Annotated in this window: 13 protein-coding genes; 5 read left to right on the forward strand and 8 right to left on the reverse strand. The window is 58.5% G+C overall.

The window, feature by feature from the left end; genetic code table 11:
• Positions 1–189: 189 nt before the first annotated feature.
• Together KBB96_RS17095 and KBB96_RS17100 are read left to right on the forward strand one after the other, a co-directional pair.
• Positions 190–1,356 carry a DNA cytosine methyltransferase gene (locus KBB96_RS17095; RefSeq protein ID WP_226373568.1) on the forward strand — a complete coding sequence of 389 codons (1,167 nt, stop codon included), beginning with the start codon at positions 190–192 and terminating at the stop codon, positions 1,354–1,356.
• Positions 1,353–2,201, forward strand: a complete 849-nt coding sequence (locus KBB96_RS17100; protein WP_211630708.1) for a hypothetical protein — start codon at positions 1,353–1,355, stop codon at positions 2,199–2,201. Before KBB96_RS17095 ends, KBB96_RS17100 begins: the two co-directional genes overlap by 4 nt.
• Before the next feature lie 10 nt (positions 2,202–2,211).
• Here the strand turns inward: KBB96_RS17100 and KBB96_RS17105 are convergent, their stop codons facing one another.
• The gene (locus KBB96_RS17105; protein WP_211630709.1) at positions 2,212–3,015 is read right to left on the reverse strand and encodes a hypothetical protein; all 804 of its coding nucleotides are present in this window, start codon (positions 3,013–3,015) and stop codon (positions 2,212–2,214) included.
• Between the two features lie 888 nt (positions 3,016–3,903).
• Positions 3,904–5,247, reverse strand: coding sequence for an AAA family ATPase (locus KBB96_RS17110; protein WP_211630710.1), 1,344 nt, complete (start codon positions 5,245–5,247; stop codon positions 3,904–3,906).
• On the opposite strand from KBB96_RS17110, the gene KBB96_RS17115 reads away from it, so the two are divergent.
• Positions 5,246–5,506 carry a hypothetical protein gene (locus KBB96_RS17115; protein WP_211630711.1) on the forward strand — a complete coding sequence of 87 codons (261 nt, stop codon included), beginning with the start codon at positions 5,246–5,248 and terminating at the stop codon, positions 5,504–5,506. The genes KBB96_RS17110 and KBB96_RS17115 overlap by 2 nt on opposite strands.
• 43 nt (positions 5,507–5,549) lie before the next feature.
• On the opposite strand, the gene KBB96_RS21360 is transcribed toward KBB96_RS17115, so the two are convergent.
• Both KBB96_RS21360 and KBB96_RS17125 read right to left on the reverse strand, forming a co-directional pair.
• Complete coding sequence (locus KBB96_RS21360; RefSeq protein WP_386780331.1) at positions 5,550–5,810, reverse strand: helix-turn-helix transcriptional regulator; 261 nt, start codon at positions 5,808–5,810, stop codon at positions 5,550–5,552.
• Between the two features lie 42 nt (positions 5,811–5,852).
• Positions 5,853–7,214, reverse strand: coding sequence for a tyrosine-type recombinase/integrase (locus KBB96_RS17125; RefSeq protein WP_211630713.1), 1,362 nt, complete (start codon positions 7,212–7,214; stop codon positions 5,853–5,855).
• Positions 7,215–7,644: 430 nt separating this feature from the next.
• On the opposite strand from KBB96_RS17125, the gene KBB96_RS17130 reads away from it, so the two are divergent.
• Together KBB96_RS17130 and KBB96_RS17135 are read left to right on the forward strand one after the other, a co-directional pair.
• A complete protein-coding gene (locus KBB96_RS17130) occupies positions 7,645–9,492 on the forward strand; it encodes a DUF262 domain-containing protein (protein WP_211630714.1) in 1,848 nt (615 codons plus the stop codon).
• A 166-nt stretch (positions 9,493–9,658) separates the two neighbouring features.
• Positions 9,659–10,207 carry a DUF1003 domain-containing protein gene (locus KBB96_RS17135; RefSeq protein WP_211630715.1) on the forward strand — a complete coding sequence of 183 codons (549 nt, stop codon included), beginning with the start codon at positions 9,659–9,661 and terminating at the stop codon, positions 10,205–10,207.
• 6 nt (positions 10,208–10,213) lie between these two features.
• On the opposite strand, the gene KBB96_RS17140 is transcribed toward KBB96_RS17135, so the two are convergent.
• From KBB96_RS17140 to KBB96_RS17155, 4 genes are all read right to left on the reverse strand, one after another.
• Positions 10,214–11,707: an SUMF1/EgtB/PvdO family nonheme iron enzyme gene (locus tag KBB96_RS17140; protein ID WP_211630716.1), complete on the reverse strand. Its 1,494-nt coding sequence runs from the start codon at positions 11,705–11,707 to the stop codon at positions 10,214–10,216.
• 18 nt (positions 11,708–11,725) lie between these two features.
• Entirely contained in the window at positions 11,726–12,907 is a 1,182-nt protein-coding gene (locus KBB96_RS17145; protein WP_211630717.1) for a tetratricopeptide repeat protein, read from the reverse strand.
• Between the two features lie 67 nt (positions 12,908–12,974).
• A complete protein-coding gene (locus KBB96_RS17150) occupies positions 12,975–13,874 on the reverse strand; it encodes a thiamine-phosphate kinase (RefSeq protein WP_211630718.1) in 900 nt (299 codons plus the stop codon).
• Positions 13,871–14,890 carry a type II CAAX endopeptidase family protein gene (locus tag KBB96_RS17155; protein ID WP_211630719.1) on the reverse strand — a complete coding sequence of 340 codons (1,020 nt, stop codon included), beginning with the start codon at positions 14,888–14,890 and terminating at the stop codon, positions 13,871–13,873. The genes KBB96_RS17150 and KBB96_RS17155 overlap by 4 nt, the downstream gene beginning before the upstream one ends.
• Between the last annotated feature and the right edge of the window lie 86 nt (positions 14,891–14,976).

The following is a 14,976-nucleotide window of genomic DNA, read 5'->3' on the forward strand; positions in this document are numbered from 1 at the left end:
GTTGCCCGTCGGATGGCGGCCAAAGAAAACTAGGTAGCGTTGGCACTCCAAGGCCTTACGCTCCACGTGCAGCCGTTTCGGCATCATTCGAAAATGCTTCGATTCCCACATGGAGTATGGTTTTTCGAATTTTGATGCCATATTTAGTGTCGACTCGGAGCATCGGTTTGGAAACAGTGGAGAGCGAGCATGGCACGAAAAAGGACTTTCACTTTTTGCGAATTCTTCGCCGGAGGGGGGATGGCCCGCGCCGGTTTGGGAGCCCAGTGGCTATGCCAGTTCTCTAACGATTTCGACCAAAAGAAGGGGGAAACCTACGCTGCAAACTGGGGTGGCGACACGCTGCGAATCGGGGACGTCAAAGCTGTGAAGGTTTCGGATCTGCCCGGCGAAGTCGATTTGGTGTGGGCCTCTTTCCCTTGCCAAGACCTTTCGCTTGCGGGTGGCGGAGCCGGACTTCTAGGAGAGCGTTCAGGCACGTTTTGGCCGTTTTGGAAACTTATCCAAGGGCTCGTCAGCAATGCCACCCCGCCAAGAATGATCGTGCTGGAAAATGTCTGCGGTGCACTCACTTCGCATGGCGGCAAGGACTTCTCGGCTATTTGCAGTGCTCTCGCCAAAGCAGGATACCAATTTGGAGCCCTTGTGATTGATGCGGCCCATTTCGTGCCACAATCCCGACCACGTCTTTTTGTCGTCGCATGCCGTTCAGACGTGCAGATTCCTCCGCATCTTCAGTGCGCCCTTCCCGAACAAGCATGGCATTCGAAGCCGCTGGTAAGAGCATTCGATTTGCTTCCAAAGGCTCTACAAAAAGCGTGGATCTGGTGGTCATTGCCCTTTCCTACGGAAACGCGTCTCAAATTCGGTGACCTAATCGAGGACGAACCTGCCGACGTGGAGTGGCATAGCCGGGCTGAAACCCAAAAACTTCTTTCGATGATGTCCCCTATCAATCGGGCGAAGGTGGAAGCTGCAAAGAAGACCGGTGCGAGGATGGTTGGGACCATCTATAAGCGCACCCGGCCCGACGAAAATGGAGTGAAAGCCCAACGGGCGGAAATCAGATTTGACGACATTTCAGGATGCTTGAGAACACCCGCTGGCGGTTCGTCTCGTCAGGTGGTCATGCTCGTCCACGGCGAGAGTGTTAAGAGTCGTCTCATTTCCGCACGCGAAACGGCACGCCTAATGGGTCTGCCTGACAACTACAAGCTCCCTAGCCGCTACAATGAAGCCTATCACCTAACAGGGGACGGTGTCGTCGTGCCGGTTGTTCGTCATCTAGCGAAGCACCTTTTGGAGCCGCTTATTCTTCGTCATCGTGTCTCGGCATCTCCAAAGAAAGCCGCATGAGCGAAATCCCGTGCCAACAGAATCCGGAATTCCGCACTAAGGTTGTGGACTTTGCGGAAACTTTGAAAACGCGCTCCCACGAACTTGTTGGTTTGTCGGAGGATGACGTTTTTAATTCAGGATTGTTCCGCGCAGCTATCGAGCGCATTCGTGGTCAATTCTCGGCAACAATGCGGGACAAGAGGGACTTCATTTCACGAATTTTAAACCACCTTCAGGATTCTCAGCTTATCGAGGAATGGGAGTCCGCAGAGTCAAGAAATCGACACGACTATACCGTTAAATTGCCAAGCGGGAAATTGTGCGTGATCGAGGCGAAAGGCTGCCTTGACGGAAATAACACCAATATTTTCGAGCGGCCTGCTCACGCAAATGAATTCATCATTTGGTCGATTTGCCAGAACCCCGGAGCAGATCCGCGAAAAAACGTCTGGTCCGGTCTTCACACGCGTCTCTCGGCGGAGATTATTTCTAAGAACAAGCAGGTAGATGGTTTGGTTGTTTGGGATATGGTTTGTGGAACGATTGGGCGGCCCTGCCCAAAAATGATGGCTCCCCGAGTGCCCACGAACATTGGGCCCTTCCACCTGCCGCCACCGTGCATATACCTCTTTCCAGACACCATTCCGTCCGTTCGAAACAACCCTAACCCGACCGCGCAAGCCTTGGATCGAGTTGAAATGCTGAAGGTGCTTCATACTGCCTTCTTGGGAGTTTCGGAAGAGGTGAACTACGTTGATTTCGAAGTCCGGCACCAAGGGGCGGAAACCGTTCGCCGGACAACCATTCGCCGCGCCGGAGCGATTCAAAAGCAGTCCGATTTCACCCCCATCCAGCGCAGTTAAAGCCGCCCTTTCAGCGAGAGCGGGCGAGCTTCGCTAATTCTGCAAGGAATCGCTTTCGGCCCGGCGGCTTCACGCCGTTTCCATCGTTGTAGATTCGTTGGTAAACTTCGCTGGGTTCATACGATTCAAAGCCTCCTAGATCCTTAACAACGAGCAAATCGTCAAATTTCTTGGTTGGTTGCACCTGCGAGATTAGTGCCAGAACATCGACACGATGAACGCGGAGGGTGACCGCCATATCGCGAAGGGAGCGTCTCTTTGAATCGGTTTGCTCGATTGGAAACGCAGTGACGGTGATTTCGTCGGTTTGGGTATGAATGAACGCCCGCAAGATTCCGTAGAGGAGCGTCTGTTCATTCTGATCCTTCACGGATTGGGCTGACTCGGAGGGATCGACGAGGCGTGAGAGGCGGATGTGAAGCGGTTTGCGGGCGATGATCTCAAAGGTTCCGTTGTCAGAGGAGTAGTCCCCCAGTTCCTCGATCATTTCCGGAATTGAATTGAAGTGAGGGAATGGAATTCCCTCACGGACTGTTTTCTCGATCTCACGTGGCCCGTCGGCCCCTCGATCCATGCTCGTATCAGATGGCGGCGCGGCGGTGGGCCGGGCAATTTCCACTGTTCTCTCGGGCGTTAGACTTGCACGAGTTCCGCTGGATGTAGCTTTAGATTTCGCGCCGAGGGCTGCGAGACCTATCAAGGAAATCAGCGCCACAACGGCAAGGATGGCCAAAATGAGCACGGCCATTATGCAGCCGGATTTTTTCTTAGGCGCGATTGGATGATTTTGGCCCGGTAACGGAGGAGGATTCATGGATGGCGAATTGGAATTCGCCATCTCCCAGGTGGACGGGGAGTTGAGAAGCTGCCAACAGACAGCCGCAACGGCCTTTGGCCACCCCGTAAAGGGAAGCTTGGACATGCGCCGCCGCCTCCCCGGCCATTGGCCTTGGTGGCGGCATTGTCGCGGTCAATGCCGACCGCTGTTGGTAAGGGTTCTCACGCCCTGTCTCATCGGAAGATGGGACGCCTTCAGGGGACACCGCCGCCTCTAAGCGAGCAAGGAAAAAGCCCTCTCGGCATTTCGCTTTTGGTTACGGCGACCTCAATTTGCTGGGAGCAGACGGAATATAGGATGTCACCAAATCAAAATGCACTTTATTTGCGTTTATCTAGATCTATATGGTGGCGGTCTTTGCCCTCCGCAGGAGGCTGGGGAAGAAGGACCCACGTTGGGGGAGGGGCCTGCACGGGCTGGTGCAAAGGGCATCGCCCTCTATCAGGGCGATGCACCTTGCCCTAGGTGACATGCCCGTAAATTACCCCAACATTGCCCTGTGCCCTAATCTCGACAAACTGCGATGAACCTCTAGGTTCGGACAATGAAGTGGTATTGGACTTGGTCAGGAAAGTGTTTCGGGTATAGAGACGGCGACTGTTTGAGGACCTACGATGGCTATGATGTCGGTCGGTTCCAAGGCGTCGAAATCTACGGACGGGATGGCCGCTACCTCGGCGAAGTAATGAACGACCAGTTTCTCATCACTTGCTTATCGAAAAAGGGGAGAAGAGGGTTCGTGTTCACTCCCTATGCTAAATATGGAAGTTACGCGAAATATGCGAATTACGCTGCTTACGCGATGTATGCGGGTTACGAAGACTTTCCTTCTCCCGAGACGCTGCATTAATTCCGAGTAGCGATTCACGCGAAAGTGTATTTCCCATCCGGGTTCTTGGTGATGATTCCATTACTATTCCATTTCTGAATCCGGAGCTTGGCGGAACGGTCGCCCAGCGCGAGGGATTCCATGATGGCTCCCTTCAACTCCGTGAAGGAGAGACGGTCATGGCCCCAAAACGCGCGAGCGGCTTCTTCACCGGCCTTGTCCTGCGACGCTTGCTCTTTCAACTCCTTCGCGTTTCCACACGAAATGTGCATTCCGGCGGCATCGGACCACGCGAAACACGAACCCGCATTGCGGGGAATATGGGCGTGACGGGCGCGTTCGGTAAAAACCGTGGTGATCCCATCGGAGGCCTTGGCAAGGCGAAGGTTGGTTTCAGCCTTTCGCTCAAGCTGGCTTCCTAGATGGCCTCGCGTCTTCCCGGATTCACTGCCCGGATTCTCGTGCAGGACCGTGATGATCGCGCATTCATGCTGAATCGCCAACGTGTGAAGATGCCCAACAAGTGCGAACGCTTCGGTGGAATCGTTCGGGTCATGGCAGAGATCCGCCACCCCATCGACAATGACCGCGAAAATTCCGCCATGATCCGTCACGGCTTTTTCAATCAAGAGGTCTAGCGCAGCAAGGCGCTCATGAATTGACAAATCAGCCACGGAACGGGAATCAAACCAACCGGGAGGACGATCCAGACGGACGCGGCCCAAGGCGCGCCTAACAAGGGCATCGTGGTCAAAGCGGCTTTGTTCCGTATCGAGGTGGACCAACGCGTGCTCCATCACATTTTCAGCCGAAAATCCGAGCGTGTCAGAACCCTGCCGTCTCCCGTTGAAAATTGCCGCCATAATTGCACCAATGATGGCGGATTTTCCTGCCTTAGCAGGGGCTTGGATGTTGGTGACGTTGCCCGGCGTGCAAATGGTTTGGTCCCCAAGTCGGAGAATCGGAACCGGAGGGAGCGGAGGATTGTCGAAATCGAAAATCCGCTCCTTAAGCTTCGCCATGACCTCCGCATTTGTCTCCGGGGTTGGGGTAGTCACCACGGAAGCAAGGGAACGCTCCTTTAGCATCACGTCTAGCTGGGCGGAACGAAGCTGAAGAGCCACAGTTTGTTCCTCCACAAGCTCGCGATTAGCTGCTTTCTGACGCAAAGCCTCCGCCTTTGCCTCTTTGGCGAGCCGAAAGGCTTCTCTCTTTTCGAAAGCTCGGCGTTCTTCTTCCTGCCATCTCCTCCGCTCCCGGAGTGCGTCAGCCTCCCTTTTCGCTACCGTGGCAGGGGTTTCTGGCTCGTCGGGCTCTACTGGAAAATCCCAAGGATTGGAGACCGATTCCTTGGGGGATTCAGATACGGCAGGATTCATGCGGCCTCTCCTCTCTTCTGGTCACTCAAAAGTGAATCAGCGCAACGAAGAATTGTCGCCGCCGCCCAAACGAGGTGAAGTTCAAATGCTCTCGCCTTCCATTCAAATTCGGGATTTCCTTTTCCCATTTCCTCATACTCTTTCGGCGTCAATGCCCGACCCTTCTCTGGATGAATTTGATCCAGTGGGGGCGAATCTGGAATATATGGGGTGGGCATCCTTTGCCCCGTCACATGTGCTGCAATTTCTAGCGCCCTGAATGTTCGCTCGTCGTGAGTCATATTCTGAATCAAGTGGGTACTTCAGATAGTGGCCCTAACCGTGCGAGCTTGGATAAAGTCGAGGATGGCCTCGCGGGGATAGCGGACGCTGCGACCCGCCAGTCGAACGATGGGGAAGTCTCCCCGGGCTTTCATAACCTCCACGGTGCGTTCACTAACTCCCAGTAGCTCGGCGACGTCTCGGCGACGGAGGAGGATGGGCTGTGCTGATACGGATTTAATGTCCATTTGCGCGAACTTGAGCGCGTAGCCCAAAATTCGTCCACCGCGCCGTGTGCGCATCCCTTCAACTCTTTCTGTTAGAGTTGAGAACGAGGAATAAAATCACCCAGCATTCCTCTTGAAAGGAATTTTTTCGGAAACAAGTTCACCGGGTTTAAGGCTGAAAAACGCTCTCGCCTCGGCTTCCAATTTCGCATCGCGGTAATGGCGACGAACGATGGAAACACTGTTTCCCATCTCGTCAGCCAAGCGCCCGGAGTCCTTGATGATGGCTCCACGGTAGGAGGCGAAGCTATGGCGCAAGCCGTTCTCCACTCGGCGCACGTTTGCTCCGGCGTGGGCATGCCTTACGCGAGTGAGCCACGCGCTTTCTGTCATGGTGACGACGGAGCCGCTTCGGCGCGTTTGAGAGAGCAACCAGTGCTTGAGGACGGGCAACACCGGAACGGCGCGGGGACGGTCGGTCTTGGTATCGCTTGCGCGCAAAATGAACTCTCCCTCCTTGTCAGGCTCGCTCAAGTCGAAAGCCGAGAGGTCCAAGCGGGCGATTTCTGACTGCCGCAATCCCGTGAAAAAGCCGATGGCCGTTGAGGGAAGCAACAGGGAATCGTTTTCCAGCATCCACGCCAACAGCATGTAGGCTTCTTCCGGGGTATAGTGATCGCGCTCCGGCGACTTGATGAGCGGCGCTTCGATTTTGGTGACGGGATTCCGGTCGGGATTCACCCACGCGAAAAACGTGTGAAGAACTGCCCGGTAATGCTTCCGGCTTTGCGGAGAAGACGGCGCATCCAACTCCACTGGCCCGGCTTTGGTCTTTTTACGCGGACGGATTTCCAACACCCACCGCTCGATTTCGCCTTGGTCGATGGAAGCCGCCACCCGATCCCCGAAGGACTCTTCAAATCGTCCCAATCGGATACGCAGGCTTTTCAACTGTGCCGCACCAATACCCCGGTCCGTTTTCGCCTGAAGGAATAGAGGAACTAAGTCGGCAACCTTGCGGGCGTCAGGATTGGCAAAAAGCCGTCCAAGGCCTTCACGGATGAGGTCGGCGAGACTCGGCACCGTAACGCCGTCAGCGGCCAGCCTAGCAGCTTCATTGCGCCAAGCGGAGACAGCGGCGATTTCCTCGCGGGTGAGTTCGCTGGCGAACTGCCGCCCGTGGTTGATCGTCGCAACGTCTCGTTCCTCCGCGAACCGTCTGGCCGCATGGAACTCGGAGAACTTCTTACGCGCCGTGAAGGCCTTCCCATCGGGGGTTGCCGTTGGATAGGCGACAATGAACGGTCTGCGCTCCTCATTGTTGAACTGGATGCGGCAGTGGCGGAACTGGGGAGCGGTTTCAACATCGCACCATGCGACAGCCAAAGCCCGGTTTGTGAACTCGCGGGACTTGCTGCCAGCCGTGGCCTTGAAGCCTTTGCCTTGTGCTTGAACCGCCGTTTTCTTCCGCGCTGCCATGCGGCAAACTTAGGCAGGCTCCGGCAGCTTGAGGAAGCGAAATTCGTCCCCATTCCGTCCCCATGGCCAAATAATCCGTGAAAAATATAGGTTCGCAGTGGTTTGCAAAACCACCATTAGTGGGTTCGATTCCCGCCTCCGCCTCCATTTTCTTCTCCATTGCGAGTTGATGATCGCGTCCCCAGCTGATCGATTCCGCCAGTTCCGGGTGGACATCTCCCAATATAGACGGGTACGGCGTCGTGAGGGTCGATGTGGTGCCTCTTCTTTACGAGGCATGGGATGGATCTGATTCGGGAGCCACCGGGGATTGTCCCGGAATGCGGGATCGTCCTCTGTCTGCCGAAGACTCCGAATGATTTCCGGTTGCTGGACAAGTTGCTCGGTCTCGGATGACATTTTGAATCATCTTCAAGCTTTCCGAGTCCGAATGAGCAAGCTCACCAACAAGATAGAAGCCCACGACCGTACCGTCTGGCAGGTATTGGCTGATAAAAAATACACCGTGGATTTTTTCCAGCGGGAGTACAACTGGGAACAAAGGCACATCGAGCAACTGGTATTCGACCTGACGAGCGCATTTCTCGATGAGCACCAGCCGGGGGATGCCCGGACGAAGGGTGAAGACTACAACAATTACTATCTCGGCCCCTTTGTTGTCAGTGAGAAGGCGGGGCAGCGGAGCATCATCGACGGCCAGCAACGCCTCACGTCCCTGACCCTGCTATTGATTTATCTGAAGAATCTCCAGGAATCGCTCGGGCTTGCGGAAAAAATCGAGCCGATGATCTTTTCCGAGCACCGGGGAATGAAATCCTTCAATATCCAGGTCGAAGAGCGCTCGGAATGCCTGGAGAAGCTGTTCAGCGGTGGCAGCTATGCGGGCAAGGCGGGGGATGATGCATCCACCACCAACATGGCGGCGCGATATGCCGATATCGAAAAATGCTTTCCCGATGACATCGCCTCAAAGCCGGAGGTGTTGCCGTTCTTCATCGATTGGATCAAATACAATGTCGTTCTCGTCGAGATCATCGCCTATTCGGACGACAACGCTTACACCATCTTCGAGACCATGAACGACCGGGGTTTGAACCTTACCCCGACGGAAATGCTCAAGGGTTTCCTCCTCTCCCGCTTCACCGATCAAACCAAGCGGAACAGGGCCAACGAGCAATGGAAAGAAGCCGTGGCCATGCTGAAGGAATATGATCTGAGAGAGGATCAGAGTTTCTTCCAAGCGTGGCTGCGCGCTTGCTATGCCGACACCATCCGTCCGGGCAAGGCCGGATCACAGAATGAAGACTTCGAAAAGATCGGCACCCGCTTTCACAGCTGGGTCCGGGATAATTTGCCGAAACTGGGCCTCGATCCCGAGGTTCCGGCGGATTTCGAGCGCTTCATCAGTGTGGATTTCAAATTCTACCACGCCGCCTATCTCCGGATCCTTGCAGCTCAGGAATCGTTCGTACCAGGATTGGAACACGTTTATTACATCGATTGCTGGGGCATTGCGGCTTCCCAGGCGTTCTCCCTGATGTTGGCTCCTCTGGTCGCAACCGATGACGGGAAGACCGTGGATGGGAAGCTGGATCTTGTGGCACGCTACATCGAAACCTTCTCCGTCCGGAGAGCGGTCAATTTCAAGAAATTCGGAGCCAGTTCCATCCGTTATACGATGTATTCGCTGGTGAAGGAAATCCGCGGAAAAGATCTAGCGGATCTGCGCTCCATTCTGGCGACGAAAGTTGAAGAGATGGAATATGGCTGGGACGGGTTCCAGCATTTCCAAATGCATGGAATGAACCGACGGTTTGTAAAATTCCTGCTATCGAGAATCACCGCCCATGTGGAACAGGGTGCGGGCATGACGACGACTTTCCAAACCTACTTCGAAAACCCGCGAGGAAAGCCGTTTGAGATCGAGCATATCTGGGCCGATGACATGTCACAGCATCCGGCCCAGTTCATCGACAAGGCGGACTTCAGCGATTGGCGGAACAGCATCGGAGCGCTCGTGTTGCTGCCGAACGGGACGAATCAATCATTCAACGACAAACCCTATTCGGAAAAGCTCCCCCACTACCATCGCGAGAACCTTCTTTCCCAATCGCTCTGCGAGATTACCTATCAGAACAATCCCAATTTCACGAAGTGGGCGAACGCGAATGGCTTGCCGTTCAAGCCTCATGAACAGTTCCACAAGAAGGATATTGAGGAACGGCAATCTCTGTACCAGGCCATCTGTGAACAGATTTGGACATTTCCAACGAGCTGATGGAATGATCCCAGGATCAGACTCCGGAGGACATCTGCCACACGATGGACCATGTCGTTCCGAAGATCCGGTATTGCAGCGCAGAGAGGGCAGGCAGCCCGCGGAGGGATATGGGCGGATGCGTTCCCGCTCGATTCCGTACGGGGCGTGAATTAGGGATGCCGCCATGGAAAATGAAAATTCCGCGGGAGCAGGCATCTCTTCCACCAGGCAGAACCATTTCCGGTTCCACCTGCCGCACGCGCATCTGGCGGCCACGTTCGGGAACGATTGGTTCGGATTGAGGGCCGAGTCGTTCGCTCGGTTTTTCGGGACACCGACGTTTTTGATCGGCCAGACCGTGATCGTGGGGATCTGGATTCTGGTCAACCTGGTGGGCTGGGTCCAGTTCGACGTCTATCCGTTCATCCTGTTGAACCTGGCCTTCAGTTTGCAGGCGGCGTATGCGGCGCCGCTGATCCTGCTGGCGCAGACGCGGCAGGCGGAGCGGGACAAGGCGAATGCGGAGGCGGATGCGCAGCACCGGGAGGAGCTGGCGCACATTTCCGCCGAGAGGCAGGCGACCGCGGCGGAGCAGACGGCCCATCTGCTTGAGTTGATGCGGCGGAACACCGAACTCACGGAGCTGACCAAGCAACTCAGCGAGCGCATCGAGGGGCTCACGGAGGAGGTACACCGCCACATTACGGCATCGGAAGAGCGGCCGGGATTGTAGGAGTTTTCAGCGGGCGTCGGTGGCGAGACGGAAGCCGAGGTCCGGGCGGCGGATGGCGCGGTCGTCGATCCATTCGCGGGCGAGCGCGCCATTGGCGGGCTTCAGGTAGGAGCCACCGATGATGACCCAGAGCTTTTCACCGAGCGGATTGGCCGGATTGACGGAGCGGCTGCGTGTCCACTCCGCCACGGAACCGGCCATGCCGAGCAGGCCATTCGGCGTGCGGTCCGGGGTTTCGGCGCTGACCGGCAGCCAGTTCGAGGGTTTGATCGCGGACGGTTGCTTCACGTCCTGGCTCATGGCGGCGAACCATTGCTCCTCGGTCGGCAGGTTGCCGCGCTTCCACTCGCAATAGGCGGCGGCATCCCACCAATCGACGCCGATGACGGGCGTGTCGAGTGAGACCAGGCGGCCCTGCCAGGTGCTGTTGGCCTTGGCGGCGGCGCTGAGGTTGTCCCAGTCGTCCGGGATGTGGCTGGCCTTTTCCGGCGGCTGGCTTTCGTGATCGAAGGTGCGTTCGCGCTGGTCTTTTGTCAGCAGCGCGAGGGTGTCGAGGAATTCCCCGTATTCGCCGATGGTTACCTCATGGGCGGCGAGTTGGAAGGCGGGCAGGGTTGCCTCGGTGCCATCGGGCATCAGGTGCTTGCCCTCCGGAATGAGCACGGCCGGGGGCAGCGGGGCTTTTGGCGGCGCTGCCGGAGGTTTCGGTTTCATCATCGACAGACCAATCCCCACCCCAACGAGAAGAAGGGCTCCACCCATGACTATCGCGGCCACCGGCAGTTTCTTCGGTGTCGGCAGGTGGCTTGTGGCGGGACCGGCGCCAGCCGCAGGATCGACGAGCTGTCCTTCGATCTGTGCCGAGTAGTCGCGGACCTGTTCCCAAGTGATGGGGCTTTCCAAGCCTTCCCCGCGCATCCACGCCAGCAGGGTAAGCAGCCGGGTGGCTCCGGAATGGCCGTCCGCGACCAGCGGCACCAGATTGACTCCCAGTCCCATGATGTCCTCCACCGAGCGCTCCGGCTCGCGTTCTCCGGCGACGGAGAGATTCACCAGCCGGACCACGCCGCTGTCTTCCAAATGGATGTCACAGGGATCGAGCGGCGCGGTGGCTTGGCCGCGGGATTCGAGATAGAGGTTTCCCTCGGCCACACGGCGGAGCACATGGGCGAGCACGGAGGGGCGCAACGGTTCGGAAGCATGCAGCCGTTCTTCCAAGGTGGCTCCTGCCAGGCGTTCGCGGGCGAAGAAGCAGTGCGAGTCCTTGGCCACCGCTTCATAGACCGATCCGATCAAAGGGTGGTCCGTGGCCGCCTTCGATCGGACATCTGCGAGGAAGGACTCGCGGGCCTCTTCGGCTTCCGGTTTGAGTTCGTCGACGAGGACCTTGCGGCGGACCGAGACTTGCTCCGCCAGCCAAGTGCGGGTGAGCGGGCCTTCCGCGAGAAGTTCTTTCAGCCGGTAGTCTCCAAGGGTGGGTTCGTCGGAAGGGGAATCCATGCGGAAAGGATCGGGCGATCAGCGGGGAAGGGGCAGCAGGGGCGCTCCGGGATTGAAGTCACGGGGAAGCTCCTCCTTGTTGAGGAATTCGGGGGGGACATCGCCGGGGCTGGGCAGGCCGTTCGGCTGCTGCTGTTGCAGTTGTTGCTGCTGGATCTGGAGGGCCTGCTGGTTGCGGGCGGCGAGGTCGCGCGGCCAGGCTTGCACGTCGATGAGCTCGTTCTTGTAGTTCAGCTCCACGGATTGGCCGTAATACGCGCGGTGGCCGAAGAGGTGTTCATCCTGTTCGTCCTGTTTCGGAATGATGTAGGTCACGCGCAGCAGTTCCTCGCCACCGGCCCAGTCGATCGGCAGGCTGGCCCACTCGGTCTTGATGATGCTGGTGTCGCGGGTGGGAACGACGTCCTTGCCCTTCAGCGTGTCGTAAAAGAGGACGCGCACGGAGAAATCGTCCGCGCCCACCGTGGTGCCGGGCGCCACCTGCACGGGGATGGTGAGCACCACGCGCTCGCCATCTTCGTATTGGGCGTCCTTGAAGATGCGGGTCCGGCCGAGCGCCAGCTTGCCATGGATATCCGGTTCCTGGAGGCCGTCGCGCAGTTTGCCCGCAGCTTGTTCATAGAGGTTGCCGGCCTTGGTGGCGCCCATTTTGAAGACATTCTCGTAGTGCTCGGAGGCCTTGTCATAGACGCCCATGGCTTCATGGACGAGGCCCAGTTCGTATTCCACGTTCGGTTCGTCCTGGGCTTTGGAGGCGGCTTCCTGGAGCTTCACGATGGCGGCCCCCATGTCTTCGGCGATGCGGGCCTTGCGGGCTTCCGTGACCAGACGCTCGACCACCGGATCTGCGATCGGCGGCGTGGCCACCGGAGTGGGGGCCGGACCGATTGGGGCGGCTGCCACCGGGGTTTGGGGGGGCTTGGCCAGCACGCCGTGGGGTTCCGCACCCTCCGGCAGGGCCGAGGCGATGGTCGGCAGCGTGCGGTTGGCGGGAGCTGCGGCGGGTGTCGGGACTGGCACGGCTACGATCTTCGGCACCTCCACGATCTTTTCGACCACGCGGATTTCCTTCGCGGCGTCGAGGCGGGCGGCCAATGCCACGGCGGTGCTCATCACCTCCGCGAACGCCAGGATGCCGAGCGTCCAGCACGAGACACGGAAGGCCGTGAAGCGGTGTGCGGGAGTGTAGTGGCCTGCCATTTCTCCGCACACTGGTGAATCCACCGCGGGGTGTCAATGCGGCGGGGAGCTTGTTAGCGGCGGCGGCTCACTTGGCAAAGTGATCCCAGCCGCCTTCCAAACGTTCTTCCGCACCTTCGCTGAGTTTGCCGATCACCGTCAGCGGCAGCTTGGGAAATGCTTCGTTCCACGCGGCGATGGTGCGGGTGTTCCACTTGCGCGGCGGCAGAGTGAATAACAATTCGAAGTCCTCTCCGTCGCCCAAAGCTTGCTCCACGGTGCAGCCGCGGGTGCGTGGGACGGCTTCCCGGTCGAGCTGGAATCCCAACCCGCTGGCCTTCGCGAGGCGCGGCAGATCCTTGGCGACCCCATCGGACAGATCCATCATGGCGGTTGGCTTGAGATGGCGCACCAGCCACGCGGCTTCTTCCAAGCGCGGGGTGAAGGTAAGGTGCTTGCCCCGGATCGAGCCGCCGAGCCTGCCAGTTACCAGCACCAGATCCCCGGGCCGGCCACCGGAACGCAGCGTGATGTGGGATGGCACGACCGTGCCGGTGGCGGCGATGGAAATCACGGCGGCGGAACCGGCGGGCACGCGGGTGGTCTCGCCGCCGGCGAGGAATCCGCCGTGGCGTGCCAGGCACTCGCCGAAACCGCGATAGATCCCTTCGATCCTCGCTACCGGCCACGAGGGCGGAAGCGCGATGGTGACCAGAAAACGATCCGGGGTTCCGCCCATGGCGGCGAAGTCGGAGAGCACCCGCGCCGCGGCCTTCCAGCCGATTTTGCGGGGTGGCGTGTCCGGCAGGAAATGCACGTGCTCGACCATGGCATCGGTCTTGAGCAGTTGGAGCGCGCGCGTGTTGCCGGTATCGATCACCGCGCAATCGTCGCCGGGGCCGGTGACCGGATCGGGGTCGCGCGGCACCAGCCGGACCAGCCGGTCGATCAGCGCGTCTTCACCGAGGTCTTTGAGAGCTTTTTTCACATCCCGGGATCCACGGGGATATTGTAATAGCGGACGATGAACTGGATCAGCACCGTCGCGCCATTGAAGCAGAAATGCACGGCGATGGTGGACCACAGCGAGCCCGTCTTTTCGTAGAGCCACACCAGCAGCAGTGCGAGAAGGAACAGCGGCAGCAAGGCGGTGAGATTACCGTGGGCGGCTCCGAACACGAGGGCGCTGAAGATGGCGGCCGGCCAGGCTCCCGCAAACCGCTTTGCCACCGGATACAAATAGCCGCGGAAAATGATCTCTTCACACAGCGGCGCAACGACCACAGCGATCAAGGCCATCAGACCGAGGATCACCGGATCCTTGCTTTCCTTCAGCAACTTGACCGTGTCCTGGGCGCCGCCGCCCAGGGATTCCGACCACTTCATGTAGCCCGCGCGATCCAGTGCGAACATGAGCGCCCACATCAGCAGGACACAGCCGGGACCGATCAGCAGCGCCGCCGGCCACTTCGGCCAGCGGAGGCCTAGCCAGGGAGCCGGCCGCACGCGCCCGAACATCACGGCGATGACGATGCCGGCGAGGCCGAACTGGAACACCATCGCGCCGATCAGGGCTTCCGGTGTGTATTTCACCTCGCTGCCGGGAGGCATGCTGGCGGTGGCCACGGCTTGGAAGAAAAAGAACAGGAACAGGAATCCGGCCACGATCAGGTCCACCCGGTGATACCAGCGGGTGGTCACCCCCGGAGAGGCTATCCGATGCAGGTCTTCGCCCGGCCGGGTCATCGCGGCGACCGCTTCCGGACTCATGCCCGCTGGCGGCGAGTAGGGGGAAGGATTTGCCGTGGGCTCGACCGGGAAAGGTGGCGGCGTGATGGCGGGTGGCTCGATGACCACGATGGGTTCTTCCCCCGGAAGGTCCCGGCGCAGCAAGGCGTGGATGCCGGCACCGATCGCGGCGACCCCCATGGCTGCCAGAAAGCTCCCTTTCACGATCTGGACCGGGATGGGGTTGGCGGCGGCGAGGGCGAGCAGGTCGGACACGGCGGGACATTGCGGGAGGCTTCCTTGGACGGCGAGTGGGAAAATCGGCTGGCATGGGGCGGAGATGGTTAAGAGGGCTTGTCAGT

It is taken from the genome of Luteolibacter ambystomatis (assembly GCF_018137965.1).
Classification (GTDB): domain Bacteria; phylum Verrucomicrobiota; class Verrucomicrobiia; order Verrucomicrobiales; family Akkermansiaceae; genus Luteolibacter; species Luteolibacter ambystomatis.

Excerpts from the sequence above, each read along its gene's own strand:
- KBB96_RS17095 (WP_226373568.1), top strand. The coding sequence starts at position 190 with ATGGCACGAAAAAGGACTTTCACTTTTTGCGAATTCTTCGCCGGAGGG.
- KBB96_RS17100 (WP_211630708.1), top strand. The coding sequence starts at position 1,353 with ATGAGCGAAATCCCGTGCCAACAGAATCCGGAATTCCGCACTAAGGTT.
- KBB96_RS17105 (WP_211630709.1), bottom strand. The coding sequence starts at position 3,015 with ATGAATCCTCCTCCGTTACCGGGCCAAAATCATCCAATCGCGCCTAAG.
- KBB96_RS17115 (WP_211630711.1), top strand. The coding sequence starts at position 5,246 with ATGCGGCCTCTCCTCTCTTCTGGTCACTCAAAAGTGAATCAGCGCAAC.
- KBB96_RS17110 (WP_211630710.1), bottom strand. The coding sequence starts at position 5,247 with ATGAATCCTGCCGTATCTGAATCCCCCAAGGAATCGGTCTCCAATCCT.
- KBB96_RS21360 (WP_386780331.1), bottom strand. The coding sequence starts at position 5,810 with ATGCGCACACGGCGCGGTGGACGAATTTTGGGCTACGCGCTCAAGTTC.
- KBB96_RS17125 (WP_211630713.1), bottom strand. The coding sequence starts at position 7,214 with ATGGCAGCGCGGAAGAAAACGGCGGTTCAAGCACAAGGCAAAGGCTTC.
- KBB96_RS17130 (WP_211630714.1), top strand. The coding sequence starts at position 7,645 with ATGAGCAAGCTCACCAACAAGATAGAAGCCCACGACCGTACCGTCTGG.
- KBB96_RS17135 (WP_211630715.1), top strand. The coding sequence starts at position 9,659 with ATGGAAAATGAAAATTCCGCGGGAGCAGGCATCTCTTCCACCAGGCAG.
- KBB96_RS17140 (WP_211630716.1), bottom strand. The coding sequence starts at position 11,707 with ATGGATTCCCCTTCCGACGAACCCACCCTTGGAGACTACCGGCTGAAA.
- KBB96_RS17145 (WP_211630717.1), bottom strand. The coding sequence starts at position 12,907 with ATGGCAGGCCACTACACTCCCGCACACCGCTTCACGGCCTTCCGTGTC.